Origin of the sequence: Arsenicicoccus sp. UBA2120, assembly GCF_002330965.1 — a bacterium.
Lineage (GTDB): Bacteria > Actinomycetota > Actinomycetes > Actinomycetales > Dermatophilaceae > Arsenicicoccus > Arsenicicoccus bolidensis.
Genome location: NZ_DCYC01000056.1, coordinates 12062 through 24279, shown reverse-complemented (window position 1 = coordinate 24279; position 12218 = coordinate 12062). Strand labels below are relative to the sequence as shown.

The window sequence follows — 12218 nt, the reverse complement described above, 5'->3', positions numbered from 1 at the left end:
TAAAGGCATCGACCGGCCTTCGTTCGCCAGGCTGATGCCTTTACCCCCGGCGGGTCTTTCAGACCTGGCCGCGCGCCCTCAGCGTCTTGACCATGGCGTTGACGACGTGGATGCCCTTGGTGCCGCGGCCGAAGGTCGCGTCGAGCCCGGTCTCGGCCGCCATCTCGCGGTTGACCTGCGTGCCGCCGGCGATCAGCACCACGCGGTCCCGGATCCCCTTCTCCTGGCAGAGCTCGTGCAGCTTGCGCATCATCGTCCGGTGCACGTCGTTGTGGCTGATGATCGTGCTGATGAGGATCGCGTGGGCGCCGGTCTCGATGGCCGCGTCGACGATCTTGCCGAGCGGCACCGACGTGCCGAGGTAGTCGTACTTCACGCCGTACTTCTCGATGCCGCCGTGCTTGATGTCGAGGATCTCGCGCAGCCCGACGCTGTGCTCGTCCTCGCCGACCGTCCCGGCCACGACCCGCAGCCCGGCGTCGCCGACCGCCGCCCGCAGCTCGTCCTCGGGCAGCACGACCTCCTTCTCGGGGATCTTGAGCGTGGACCGGTCGATCGCAAAGGCCACCTTGCCCTTGACCTCGACGAAGGTCCCCTCGGAGGGGTGCATCGGCTGCAGGTTGACGACCTCGGGGTCGACCAGGCCCATCTGCTTGGCCATCTCGACGGCGTAGACGTCGGCGATGTCGACGTTCTCCGGCACGAAGAGCTGGATCAGCACCGTGCCGTCGCCCGCCCACTCGGCCTCGGGCTTGATCATCCCGCCGCTGCGATAGGGCTTGGTCGCCTCGAGGCGCGCGTCGGCCGAGTCCTCCGGGTCGAGCTCGTCGATGTAGACGATCTTGCCGGGGTCGGACAGGGTGTCGCCGCCGATGGCCTCCTCGGGCCGCTCGATGCGGCGCCCGACCAGCTCGTGCACGAACTCCGGGATGTGGTTGTCGCCGAAGTGGCAGGACACCGGCGCGAAGTAGTCGGGGTCGCGCTCGACGATCGAGCCGGCGCCGACGCCGCCCTGGCCGTCGCGGGCGATGCCGTCACCGTTGCGCTCGGGGTACTTCGCCGAGTCGACGAAGAAGCCCTTCTCCACTGCGGCGAAGTAGCCGCCCTGGTCGATGGCCTCCTCGAGGAACGCGACCGCGCGCACCTTGATGTCGCGGACCATCTCGCCGAGCGGGCCGTCGTGCTTGAGCCCCAGCAGCTCGTTGATGCCGTCCAGGCCGCTCCAGGTCTGCTTGACCGTCTGCAGGCCGCGGATGTTGTTGTAGTGCCAGGGCACGTTGCGGCCCTCGTCGGGCGTGATCGTCGACTGTATGTCGGCCCGGGTGAGCATCGAGATGAGCGTGTCGATGGTGTGGGTGCGGACGGCTTCCTCGATGTCCGCCTCGATGTAGCGCGTGTTCTGCTGCGCCCGCATCTTGAAGTCGGAGAACACGTCTCGCAGCGCCACGGCGTAGGGCAGGTCGTACCAGAGCTTGGGGGCGGGCGGGCTGTTGGGCGGCACCGTCGAGAGCCCGATGAGCTCCTTGGGCATGCCCACCATCACCGAGAACGCGCTGTTGATGCCGTGCTGCACCATGAGCTCCGGCATGACCAGCCACCCGGCCTTGGCGGTGGCGTTGGCGTTGTGCGCGCCGTCGATCTGGAAGATGCCGGCCCCGCTCATGACCCGCTTGGCCTCGGCCGCGTCCACGAAGGAGCGATACATGTTCACGTTGCGGTAGAGCACGTTGTACTGCGGGTCCTGGTGGGCGCCGTTGATGCCCTCCTCGGCGAACAGCACGGCCACCTCGGGCCCGGCCACCCCCGAGACATAGGAGTGGAAGTTGATCGGCCGCCCGACCTCGTCCTCGATCAGGTCGCACGCCTTGCGCGAGGCGCGGATCTGCTTGCGGGTGATGGGAACTCCGCCGATGCCCTCGGGCGTGCCCTCGAGGAGCCCGTCGATGTGCGACTGGCCCGTCGTGCGGATCACCATGAGGTGGTCGGCGCCGTGCCACGCGGCCATCCGCATCCGGCGGATGTCGTCCTCGAACCGGCCGCTCGCGATCTCCGTCGTCACCACGCACTTCGGCTGCGGGTCGATCCCGCCGAAGTACTTGCTCGCCGGCAGCCCCAGGCTCTTGGCCAGCGGCGTCGCCATGTCGCGGAAGTGGAACGGCCCCATGTCCACGCCCTCGGCCGGCGCCTCGCGCCACACCCAGCCCTTGCGGCGGGGACGGTAGGACTCCAGGTCGGACAGGATGTTCTCGATGTCGAGCTTGACGTTCTCGTCGAGCGGCCCGATCGGCTGCGGCTGCTGCGTCATCGCCGGGCTCCCTCGGTCGTGGTGGCGGTGGGTGCCGTGGCGGGGGTCGACGCGGCGGTGCTCGACGCGGCTGAGGTCGGTGTGAACAGGCCGTCCAGCACGGTGTCGTCGGCGGCGATCGCGGCGGCCGCGGCCCGCACGTCGACCCCGAGCTGGTGCGCGACCTTGAGCACGACGTGCCCGGCGCCCTTGCCGAGCAGGCCGCGGTCGTGGATCCGGTCGACCACGCCGTGGCTGCTGACCGAGTCGATCCCCATGCGCAGCAGGATGCTTCGCTCGATGGAGGGGCTCGTGTGCGTGCGGGCGAGCTCGACGACGGGCTCCATCATCTGGTGGCTCAGCTCCCAGAAGCGCGTCTTGAGCTGCTCGTCGCTCAGGGCGTCCAGCGCGACCCGGCGCTCCTCGAACTGCTGTGCGCGCCGGTCGATCTCGCCGTCGGCGACGTTGATGTCGCTGGCGCTGGCGGTGCCGCTGGCGGTGTCGCCGCTGCTGCCGTCGGGCTGGTGGGGCTGGGTGTCCATCGTCAGCTGCCTTCCGTGGTGGGGACGTTCGCGAGGACCCACTCGCGCGTGCTGTTGGTCTCAGCCGCGACATAGTCGACGTCCGTGTCGGTCCACGCCGCGGGGTCGAGGACCTTGGCGGCGTTCTTGAGATAGGAGCGGCGCAGCCGGTCCAGGTCCTGCGCCCTGCCCTGCACCTGAGTCAGGTTGTCCGGTATGACGATCCGCTGCCCCGGCACGTTGCCCGCAGGGTCTCCGGTGCTGATCTCGATGCCGCGCTCGCGGGCGAAGGACAGCTGCCGGTTGTGGTGCTTCCCGGCCCCCGTGTACTCCGTCTCCTGCACGACCACGGTCTCGTTCTCGCCGAGCTGCGCGGCCAGGGCGACCGCCGCGGTCAGGCTGGTGTTGCCCGCCGGGCCGCGCTCCAGACCCTCGAGCTTGGTGAGCAGCTCCGTGACGTAGAAGACCTCGCCCTGCGTCACCAGCTGGTAGTCGTCCATGTAGCGCAGGCTGCGAGCGGCGTTGCGCGGCACGTCGGTCCGGTCCGGCCAGGTCGCGAACGGCACCCCGAAGCCCGTGTGCCCGGTCGTGAACGACTTGCGGTTGAAGTCGACGTCCGAGGCCATGTGCAGCCCACCGAGATCCACCGAGCAGGCCACGACCGTGCTTGTCTCGCAACCGACCTCGCGCAGCCCGCGGGCCGTGCCCGTGAGGTTGCCGCCGCCGGCCTGGGTGACCACGACGGCGGCGGGCGGGGCGCCATACCGCTCCTGCACCTCGCGACCGATCTCGGCGCCCAGGGTCTCGACCCCGCGGATCCCGAAGGGGGTGTAGAGCGAGGCGTTGAAGAAGCCGGTCGTCTCGAGCGTCACGAGCATCTGGTAGAAGAGCTCGGGTCCGACCGAGAGTCGTTGCACCTCAGCGCCGTACGCCTCGCAGGCGCGGGACTTCTCGACGATCTCGGGCTGCCCGACGCCGTGGGAGTCGAAGACCTCCTGCAGCACGATGCAGCGCAGCCGCCGCATCGCCGCCTGGGACGCCACGGCCGCGCCGTAGTTGCCGCTGGTGGCGGTCGCGACGCCCGCGTAGCCGCGAGTCCTGGCCTCGTAGCAGGAGATCGACGCGCGCCGCGCCTTGAAGGACCCGGACGCGTTGGCCGCCTCGTCCTTGAGCAGGATGCGAGCGCCCTTGCCCGGCTGCGAGATTCGGCGCACGGCATCGGTGAGGTTGCACAGCTCGTGCAGCGGGGTGCGACCCACCTTGGTCTCGGCCTGGATCTCGGCGATCCGCTCGATCGTGTAGCCCGTGTCGGCCATCATCCGGTCGTAGTCGAAGGCCAGCGGCGTGAGCTCGTAGGTGTCGTAGTCGATCCCGAGCGCGCCGCGCATGATCTCGACCTTGCGGCCCATGACGGCGGCATAGCTCATGTCGCGGGCGGCGCCGCTGCTGCTGCGGGTCACGGCGGTCATCGCCACTCCTCGCCGAGGCCGATGTGGAGCAGCTCCGGCACGGTGGTGCCGAAGCTGTGCTCGTAGGACGGGTTGACCAGCCGCAACGTCCCCGCGTGCTGGTGCCCGATAAGGCTCGTGATCGTGACCGCGTCGCCCAGGCGCGCCTCGGCGTCCAGGAAGCCCGACATCCGCAGGACGTAAGGGGTGCTGCGGGTCTCCTCCGGCAGCTGCGGCGACCGCTGCTCCGGCTCCAGCAGGACGCGCTCGATCTCGACCCACGCGCCCGCGGCGACGACGTCACTCATCACGAACCTCCCTGGCGCTCAACCACGTCAGACGCGGCGCGCGTAGGCGGAGTCGCCCATGAGGGCGGCCGGGACGGGGATGTCGAGCATGCTCTTGAGGCCCGGCGAGGCCTCCACGATCCGCGGGACGCAGTTGACCGCGATGCCCTTGGTGGCCGTGCCCCCGGCATACTCCGGGGTGATCTGCATCTGGATCCGCGGGGTGCCCTCGATGGTGATGTAGTCGCCGGTCCCCTGCCCCTCGAGCTCCGGCAGCACCTGCTGCGGGTGGACCAGCGTGAGGACGACCTCGTCGCCGCGGTAGCCGAGGAGCGTCTGCTTGCAGCCCGCCACCATGCCGGGCTCGACCACCACGTGCGGCGTCTCGCGGCGGACGGTGGAGATGATCGGCTCGCGGCGCTGCTCGATGCGGTCGACGCCGAGGCCGAGCGCGTCCGAGATCATCCGCGCGGACTCGGGGAAGCCGATGTGCCCGTCGACGCTGCCGTCCTCGACGCCCCGGCGGAACTCCTCCTCGGACAGGCCGACGCCCTGGGTGCGCATGACCGTCGGGCCGTATGGCGACAGGTCATTGACGCGGGACGCCTCGATGCTGGTGACCTCGTGGCAGCCGGCCGTCAGCGCCACGACGAGCAGGTCCATGGACAGGCCCGGGTTGACGCCGGTGCCGATGATCGAGACGCCGCCCGCCTTGGCCAGCTCGTCCAGCTCACGCGCGAGCTCGGGGCTCTGCGCCTCGGGCGACGCCATCTCCTCGGCGATGGAGACGCAGTTGATGCCCGCACGCAGGATCGTGCGCAGGTCGTCGATCTGCTTCGCGATCCAGGAGGTCGTCGCGATGACGACGCAGTCGACCTGCTCCTTGTCCAGCACGCTGCTCGGGTCGTCGGTGACGGTCACGCCGAGCGGGTCGATGCCGAGCACCGTGCCGAGGTCCTGGCCGACGTAGTCGGGGCGGCTGTCGATCCCGCCCACCAGCTGCAGGCCGCTCTTGGCGGCCATGAGCCTGGCCATGCCGCTGCCCATGGCTCCGAGACCCCACTGGACGACCCTGATCTGCCGCATCGCTGCTCCTCGTCGCGCGCGCCGGCGGCCGGGCCAGATGGCGTGGCCCACGTCACCGCTGACGTCTCGCTCGCGAGGATACACACGAGAAATCGTCCCACCGAGACGGGGTGTGGCCGGACGTTGTCCCTGCTTGAGGGGTTATGCAGACCCTTTTGCGTGGTTGCGCTCATGCGCCCCCGGCGCCATGCATCCCCCCGCATGTCTACCTCAGGTAGTCACATCGGCCGGGGTTAGCACGCCAGGCGGATGTGACCACCTGAGGTAGTCACATCCGCCCGACTTCGCACCGCAGGCCGATGTGTCGAACCCAGGCGGATCCTGCCCGCTCGCCATCGCGGAAACCTGGGCACCGTCAGGCGTGCCCAGGTTTCCGCAATCCCAGGCATCGCAGCGCCTCACCCCGCGCCCGCCGTATGCCGAAGCCCGCCGCCCGACCGCCGTCGCCGTGTCGGCCGTCGTCCACCGTCTCGACCGTCATCCGCCGTCTCGGCGTCCATCTCCCGTCTGGTGCTGCAGCACCAGACGGAGGCTGAAGCGTCAGACGGGGAGCGGAGCTCGAGACGGAGGTCAGGTGGCGAGCGCCGCCAGCAGGACGTAGCCCGCCGCGAGGAGGGCGAGGACGAGTGCCAGCCCGTTGTTGAGCATGGCGAGGCCGTCGTGCAGCCGGACGCTGCGCCATACGAAGGCCACGGCGATGGCGACGCTGATCAGCATCAGCCAGTCGCGCAGGAACACCTCGCCCAGCGCATCGCACACCAGGCCGACGCCCACGACGACCGTCGTCAGGATCCAGCCGTTCCGCACGGTCGCGGGGTCGCTCCACAGGTCACGCGACACGACGCCTCCCCGGCGGCACCGGCAGCGCCCGCAGCGCCCGCGACACCTGAGCCAGGCGTCCCAACCTCACCACCCGCGGCAGACGCACGGGTCAGTGCAGCGATCCGGCGTCGTGCCGCATCTTGTCGGACTGGCCGCGCGCCTTGAGCTCCTTGCGGATCTCCATCGGCAGGGCGAAGAGCAGCGACTCCTCGGCCGCCACGACCGGCGCGACATCCGCGTAGCCACGCGCCGCCAGCCAGTCGAGCACATCGCGCACCAGCACCTCGGGCACGCTCGCGCCGCTGGTCACGCCCACCGTCGTCACGCCCTCGAGCCAGGCCTCGTCGATCTCGTCGGCGTAGTCCACGAGGTAGCCCGCGTGCGCGCCGTGCTCCACGGCCACCTCGACGAGGCGCACCGAGTTGGAGGAGTTGCGCGAGCCGACGACCAGCATCAGGTCGGTGTCGGGGGCCATCTGCTTGACGGCGAGCTGGCGGTTCTGCGTGGCGTAGCAGATGTCGTCGCTCGGCGGGTCCTGCAGGTTGGGGAACTTCTCGCGCAGGCGGCGCACCGTCTCCATCGTCTCGTCGACGGACAGCGTGGTCTGCGAGAGCCACACGACCTTGTCGGGGTCGCGCACGGTCACGTGCTCCACGGCGTCGGGGTTGTCGACGATCGTGATGTGCTCGGGCGCCTCGCCGCTCGTGCCCACGACCTCCTCGTGCCCCTCGTGGCCGATCAGGAGGATGTCGAAGTCGTCGCCCGCGAACCGCACGGCCTCGCGGTGGACCTTGGTCACCAGGGGGCAGGTCGCGTCGATGGTCTTGAGCTGCAGCCGGGACGCCTCCTCGTGCACGACCGGCGCGACGCCGTGGGCGCTGAACACCACGGTGGCGCCCTCGGGCACCTCGTCGGTCTCGTCGACGAAGATCGCGCCGCGCTTCTCGAGCGTGGAGACGACGTGCTTGTTGTGGACGATCTGCTTGCGCACGTAGACGGGCGGGCCGTAGAGCTCCAGGGCCTTCTCCACCGTCACGACGGCGCGGTCGACGCCGGCGCAGTAGCCGCGCGGGGCGGCCAGCAGGACGCGCTTGTGGTCAGTCTGCGAGTCAGTCACCCACCAAGTCTAGGCGAGCAGACTGGGCCGACCCTGCACCGCGCTGGAGCAATCCGGGTTCGCTTCTGAACACATTCAGAATAGAATGGTGCGCATGCCTCCTACCACCTCCCGCGTCGTGCCGTCCTCGGACCTGTCCCGTCACAGCGCTGACGTGTTCCGGGCCGCTGAGGAGGGGCCAGTCGAGATCACGCGCCGCGACGGGGAGAGCCTCGTCCTCACGCGCAAGAGCGACCACGAGCGTCAGTTCACGGTCCTCAACCTCGCGGCGGACCTCATCGCCGCTTCGCTCGGCCCGGACGACGTGCCCTTCGTCGAGCGGCTCCAGTCCCGTCTCCCCTGGATGGCGTTCCTGTCGGATGGCGGGCGCACCGAGTTCGCCCGGTCTATCGTGGCCACGGCCCGCGCATGCGCCGCGGTCCGCGACTTCGGACCCTTCTTGGTGGAGCTGCACGAGTGGCATGCCACGGCCGAGGCCATGGCGGCCGGGTACACCCGAGTCGAGGACATCGGGTGGTATGACGACCCCGTGCCCGTCCCCGACCCGCGCCTCGCATGATGGCCAAGCGAGGAGGTGTCGCCCACAGGCCCATCAAGAGCGGCGAGTTCACCATCGTCTTTGGAAGCAGCGAGACCGAGAAGGGGTGGGCGGACCTGCGGGCCACCCAGGGCAATGCCCTCGCCGACGCCTGGGACTTCCTCACCCGGACGCCCCTTGAGCGGCAGGCTGGGAATCACCCGCTACGAGATGTCCTCGCCACCGTTACGCGCGGCGGGCGGGTCCACGAGCAGTGGCAGCACAAGCTGTCCGGCGGGGCCCGTCTCTGGTTCTACGTCGACGGCCGCACGGTGGTTCTCGTCCGCTGCCACACGCGTCACCCGAACGAGACCAAGTAGCGCGCCGCCGCTGACCCCGACACGCCCACCATCCCTCGAGGCGTCACCCCGGGTGACGGCGGGGCGTCATACGCTCAGGGGCATGCCCGGCCCCGACCTGCCCGAACGCGCCAACCAGACCACCGCGGAGCAGCCGTGGCCGGTGCGGGTCCTGTCGATGAAGATCGCGGACTACGTCGACAAGATGTCCGGGCTGTGGGTCGAGGGGCAGGTCGTCCAGCTCAACCGGCGACCCGGGGCTGGCCTCGCCTTCCTGACGCTGCGCGACCCGGACGTGGACATGTCCCTCACCGTCACCCTGCCGGGACAGGCGATCGACCGTATGCCGACGCCGCTGTCCAGCGGGGCCCGGGTCGTCGTCCAGGCGCGTCCGACGTTCTGGACCAAGCGCGGGACGCTGCAGCTCGAGGGGCGCCAGGTCCGCGCCGTCGGCGTCGGCGAGCTGCTGGCCCGCCTCGAGCACCTCAAGTCGGTCATGCGCGCCGAGGGGCTGTTCGACCCGGCCCGCAAGCGACCGCTGCCGTTCCTGCCACGCCGGGTCGGACTGATCTGCGGGCGCGCCTCGCAGGCCGAGCACGACGTCGTGCAGAACGCCCTGCGGCGTTGGCCCGCAACGCAGTTCGAGGTCCGCCAGGTGGCGGTGCAGGGCGTCAACGCCGTCGCCGAGGTCAGCGCGGCCGTGCGCGAGCTCGACGCCCACCGCGAGGTCGACGTCATCGTCATCGCCCGCGGCGGCGGCTCGGTCGAGGACCTGCTGCCGTTCAGCAACGAGGCGCTCGTGCGGTGCGTCTCCGACTGCTTCACCCCGGTCGTCAGCGCCATCGGCCACCACGAGGACGCGCCCCTGCTCGACCACGTCGCCGACTGGCGTGCCTCCACCCCGACCGACGCCGGCAAGCGCGTCGTGCCCGACCTGGCCGAGCAGCAGGAGGTCGTGGCGGTCGCCCGCGGGCGGATCGAGCGCGCGCTGCAGCTGTATGTCGATCGTGAGCGGCGCGGCCTGTCCGCCATACGGTCTCGGCCGGTGATGGCGCAGCCCGTGACGCTGGTCGACCAACGGCGCACCGAGATCGGGGCGCTGCTCGACCGGGTCACGCGCCGGATCGAGGCGGGGATCCACCGCGACCAGGCGCGCCTCGACGGGCTGGCCGGACGGCTGCGGGCGCTGTCACCGCTGGGGACGCTCGAGCGCGGCTATGCCGTGGTGCAGCACCGCGACGGATCGGTCGTCACCGACCGCGACGACGTCGAGCCCGAGGAGCTGCTGCGGGTGCGGGTGGCGACGGGCGACTTCGGCGTCCGCGTCCTCGGCTGACCGGCCTCCCTCGCCGACTGGTCAGTTCCCGACCGACCTCCCCCGCCGACTGGTCACTTCCCGACCGACCTCCCCCGCCACCCCTGCACGATGATCGTGAGTGTTTCGTCCAACTTCTTTGGACCAAACACTCACGATCTTGGGAGAGGAGCAGTGGTCGGGACGGCGTCAGGCCTCGTCGTCCTGCGCGTCGGCGTCGGCATTGGCGCCGGGAGCCGAGGCGGGGGCATCGCCGGTGAGCCGGGCCTCCGCCTGGTCGAGCCACGTGGAGCAGTGCGCGGCCAGCGCCTCGCCCCGCTCCCACAGACGCAGGCTGTCCTCGAGCGGCAGCTGCCCCGCCTCGAGCTGAGACACGATGGTCACCAGCTCGTCGCGGGCCTGCTCGTAGGTCAGGTCCTCGATCGGACGCTCGGTGCTCGGGGGCTTCAGGTCGGCCATGGACCCACCCTAGGCGCGCGGGCCGATCGGTCAGAAGAGGTCGGCGCCGACACGTGTGCCACCCCGGTGGCCGGGTCGGGGCCAGGCCGACGCGGGGTCAGCGCAAGGCGGGCGACAGCTTCTGCGCCTGGGCGGCGGCCTCGGCGCAGGTGCCGGTCGTCTCGATCACGCTGGTCAGAGCGTCGCCGCCGCGTCGCACCAGCGTGCAGTCACCGTTGCGCGGGTCCGTGTAGCTGTCGAGCGGAACCCCGCCCACCGTCATGACCCCGGCCGGTGCGCGTCCCTTGGTCTGCGCCGTGACCCAGCCGTCGGTGGCCTTGGCGGTCTGGTCGAGGGCGACGTACTCCTGGTCCTTGACGTACCCCACGTGCCACGTCCGCAGGCCGTCCGCCTCGGGCTCGAGCCGCGCAGAGTTGGCGACCCAGCCCTCCCCCAGGCCGTCGAGCTGCGAGAGCTGCCAGCCGGTGCTGCGGCGCGCCTCGGTCACGACGGAGGGCACGTCGACGCTGGGCCGGGCCACGGTGTCGGGGCGCGCCACGAGCGCGAAGAACGCCAGCACCACCGCCGTCACCACCACCGTCGACAGCACCATCGAGGTGAAGGTGCCCATCGCGTGCGGGTTGCGCCGGGGCGGACGCTGCTGGTCGCTCGAGGGGTCCGCGGAGGCGCTGGTGCTCATGGGGCCATCGTCCCCGATGAGACGGGTCAAGGGCCAACCACGCCAGGCGGGTCCGCGACGACCGGGGGATACTGAGGGGCCCGAGCCACCGCCGCCCCGAGGAGTCACCCGCATGACCGACCGCCTGCTCGTCGTCGGAGAGTCCCTCGTCGACATCGTCCACCGCCAGGGCGGAGCCGTCGACGAGCACCCGGGCGGCAGCCCGGCCAACGTCGCCATCGGCCTCGCGCGGCTGGGACATCCCGTCCAGTTCGCCACGCAGTTCGGGCGGGACACGTATGGCGAGATGGTGCGTGCCCACCTGGTGCAGGAGCGGCTGCTGACGCTGACGGACGGGTCCGACCAGGCGGAGTCGACCTCGACGGCCAAGGCGACGCTAGACCCGGCCGGTGGCGCGACCTACGACTTCGAGCTGCTGTGGGACGTCGCGGGGGCGCTCGACGAGGAGCCCGTCGGACACCTGCACACCGGCTCGATCGCGGCGACCCTCGAGCCGGGCGGCTCCGCGGTGGTCGACGCGGCGCTGCGCGCGCGGGCGACGGGCACCGTGTCCTACGATCCCAACGCCCGGCCCACGATCATGGGCACCCCCGAGGAGGTCCGGCAGCGCATCGAGCAGCTGGTCGGCCTCTCGGACGTGGTCAAGGCCAGCGACGAGGACGTCGAGTGGCTCTACCCCGAGGCGACGCCCGACCAGATCATGGAGCTGTGGGGCCGCCTCGGGCCCGAGCTCGTCATCGTCACGCGCGGCGGCCAGGGCGCGCTGGTCCTGCTCCCCCGCACCGGCGAGCGGCTCGTCGCCGAGGCCACCCGCACCACCGTCATCGACACGGTGGGGGCCGGAGACTCGTTCATGTCAGGCCTGATCTCGGGGCTGCTCGACGCCGGTCTGGTCGGCTCGGTCGAGGCACGCGACCGCCTCCGCACGGCCTCGCTGCAGGACGTGCGCCCCGCGATCGAGCGGGCGGTGGCGTGCGGCGCCATCACGGTCTCGCGCGCCGGCGCCAACCCGCCCACCCGCGCAGAGCTCTGACCCAGCCCGCCGCGCCCACCTCCCGCACGACCATTCGTGAGCCGGGAGCTCACTTCGGGTCGCCCGGAAGGAGTTCCAAGCCCCACGGACGACCATTCGTGAGCCGGGAGCTCACTTCGCGTCATCCGGAGAGGCTTCCAGGCCCCACAGGCGACCATTCGTGAGCCGGGAGCTCACTTCGGGTCGCCCGCAGGGGTTTCTAAGCGGCACAGGCGACCATTCGTGAGCCGGGAGCTCAGTTCCCGTCGTCCGGAGAGGCTTCCAGGCCCCACAGGCGACCATTCGTGAGCC

General features: G+C 70.8%; 13 protein-coding genes. 4 read left to right on the top strand and 9 right to left on the bottom strand.

Translation table 11 applies throughout. The features are described from left to right. Positions 1 to 58 precede the first annotated feature (58 nt). From oraE to B2P18_RS08215, 7 genes are all read right to left on the bottom strand, one after another. Positions 59 to 2305 carry a D-ornithine 4,5-aminomutase subunit OraE gene (gene oraE, locus B2P18_RS08245; RefSeq protein ID WP_286957992.1) on the bottom strand — a complete coding sequence of 749 codons (2247 nt, stop codon included), beginning with the start codon at positions 2303 to 2305 and terminating at the stop codon, positions 59 to 61. Further along, a complete protein-coding gene (gene oraS / locus B2P18_RS08240) occupies positions 2302 to 2826 on the bottom strand; it encodes a D-ornithine 4,5-aminomutase subunit OraS (protein ID WP_286957991.1) in 525 nt (174 codons plus the stop codon). The genes oraE and oraS overlap by 4 nt, the downstream gene beginning before the upstream one ends. Before the next feature lie 2 nt (positions 2827 to 2828). Continuing rightward, positions 2829 to 4274, bottom strand: a complete 1446-nt coding sequence (gene ortB / locus B2P18_RS08235; protein WP_286957990.1) for a 2-amino-4-oxopentanoate thiolase subunit OrtB — start codon at positions 4272 to 4274, stop codon at positions 2829 to 2831. Beyond that, a complete protein-coding gene (gene ortA / locus B2P18_RS08230; protein ID WP_029210262.1) occupies positions 4271 to 4561 on the bottom strand; it encodes a 2-amino-4-oxopentanoate thiolase subunit OrtA in 291 nt (96 codons plus the stop codon). The genes ortB and ortA overlap by 4 nt, the downstream gene beginning before the upstream one ends. Before the next feature lie 27 nt (positions 4562 to 4588). Then, entirely contained in the window at positions 4589 to 5626 is a 1038-nt protein-coding gene (gene ord / locus B2P18_RS08225) for a 2,4-diaminopentanoate dehydrogenase (RefSeq protein ID WP_286957989.1), read from the bottom strand. 570 nt (positions 5627 to 6196) lie between these two features. After that, positions 6197 to 6466, bottom strand: coding sequence for a hypothetical protein (locus tag B2P18_RS08220; RefSeq protein ID WP_286957988.1), 270 nt, complete (start codon positions 6464 to 6466; stop codon positions 6197 to 6199). A gap of 91 nt (positions 6467 to 6557) precedes the next feature. Next, positions 6558 to 7565, bottom strand: a complete 1008-nt coding sequence (locus B2P18_RS08215; RefSeq protein ID WP_239263946.1) for a 4-hydroxy-3-methylbut-2-enyl diphosphate reductase — start codon at positions 7563 to 7565, stop codon at positions 6558 to 6560. Between the two features lie 94 nt (positions 7566 to 7659). On the opposite strand from B2P18_RS08215, the gene B2P18_RS08210 reads away from it, so the two are divergent. From B2P18_RS08210 to xseA, 3 genes are all read left to right on the top strand, one after another. Next, entirely contained in the window at positions 7660 to 8124 is a 465-nt protein-coding gene (locus B2P18_RS08210) for a type II toxin-antitoxin system Phd/YefM family antitoxin (protein WP_029210258.1), read from the top strand. Continuing rightward, positions 8124 to 8462: a hypothetical protein gene (locus tag B2P18_RS08205; protein ID WP_037214641.1), complete on the top strand. Its 339-nt coding sequence runs from the start codon at positions 8124 to 8126 to the stop codon at positions 8460 to 8462. The genes B2P18_RS08210 and B2P18_RS08205 overlap by 1 nt, the downstream gene beginning before the upstream one ends. A gap of 82 nt (positions 8463 to 8544) precedes the next feature. Continuing rightward, positions 8545 to 9777 carry an exodeoxyribonuclease VII large subunit gene (xseA, locus tag B2P18_RS08200; protein ID WP_286957987.1) on the top strand — a complete coding sequence of 411 codons (1233 nt, stop codon included), beginning with the start codon at positions 8545 to 8547 and terminating at the stop codon, positions 9775 to 9777. A gap of 168 nt (positions 9778 to 9945) precedes the next feature. Here the strand turns inward: xseA and B2P18_RS08195 are convergent, their stop codons facing one another. Both B2P18_RS08195 and B2P18_RS08190 read right to left on the bottom strand, forming a co-directional pair. Further along, the gene (locus B2P18_RS08195; protein WP_286957986.1) at positions 9946 to 10215 is read right to left on the bottom strand and encodes an exodeoxyribonuclease VII small subunit; all 270 of its coding nucleotides are present in this window, start codon (positions 10213 to 10215) and stop codon (positions 9946 to 9948) included. 97 nt (positions 10216 to 10312) lie between these two features. Then, the gene (locus tag B2P18_RS08190) at positions 10313 to 10894 is read right to left on the bottom strand and encodes a DUF4245 family protein (RefSeq protein ID WP_286957985.1); all 582 of its coding nucleotides are present in this window, start codon (positions 10892 to 10894) and stop codon (positions 10313 to 10315) included. 112 nt (positions 10895 to 11006) lie between these two features. Between B2P18_RS08190 and B2P18_RS08185 the strand changes: the two genes are divergently transcribed. After that, on the top strand, positions 11007 to 11927 hold the full coding sequence (locus B2P18_RS08185) for a carbohydrate kinase family protein (RefSeq protein WP_019286293.1): 921 nt from the start codon (positions 11007 to 11009) through the stop codon (positions 11925 to 11927). Positions 11928 to 12218 lie beyond the last annotated feature (291 nt).

Excerpts from the sequence above, each read along its gene's own strand:
- xseA (WP_286957987.1), top strand. The coding sequence starts at position 8,545 with ATGCCCGGCCCCGACCTGCCCGAACGCGCCAACCAGACCACCGCGGAG.
- B2P18_RS08190 (WP_286957985.1), bottom strand. The coding sequence starts at position 10,894 with ATGAGCACCAGCGCCTCCGCGGACCCCTCGAGCGACCAGCAGCGTCCG.
- ortB (WP_286957990.1), bottom strand. The coding sequence starts at position 4,274 with ATGACCGCCGTGACCCGCAGCAGCAGCGGCGCCGCCCGCGACATGAGC.
- B2P18_RS08205 (WP_037214641.1), top strand. The coding sequence starts at position 8,124 with ATGGCCAAGCGAGGAGGTGTCGCCCACAGGCCCATCAAGAGCGGCGAG.
- ord (WP_286957989.1), bottom strand. The coding sequence starts at position 5,626 with ATGCGGCAGATCAGGGTCGTCCAGTGGGGTCTCGGAGCCATGGGCAGC.
- ortA (WP_029210262.1), bottom strand. The coding sequence starts at position 4,561 with ATGAGTGACGTCGTCGCCGCGGGCGCGTGGGTCGAGATCGAGCGCGTC.
- oraS (WP_286957991.1), bottom strand. The coding sequence starts at position 2,826 with ATGGACACCCAGCCCCACCAGCCCGACGGCAGCAGCGGCGACACCGCC.
- B2P18_RS08185 (WP_019286293.1), top strand. The coding sequence starts at position 11,007 with ATGACCGACCGCCTGCTCGTCGTCGGAGAGTCCCTCGTCGACATCGTC.
- B2P18_RS08195 (WP_286957986.1), bottom strand. The coding sequence starts at position 10,215 with ATGGCCGACCTGAAGCCCCCGAGCACCGAGCGTCCGATCGAGGACCTG.
- oraE (WP_286957992.1), bottom strand. The coding sequence starts at position 2,305 with ATGACGCAGCAGCCGCAGCCGATCGGGCCGCTCGACGAGAACGTCAAG.
- B2P18_RS08210 (WP_029210258.1), top strand. The coding sequence starts at position 7,660 with ATGCCTCCTACCACCTCCCGCGTCGTGCCGTCCTCGGACCTGTCCCGT.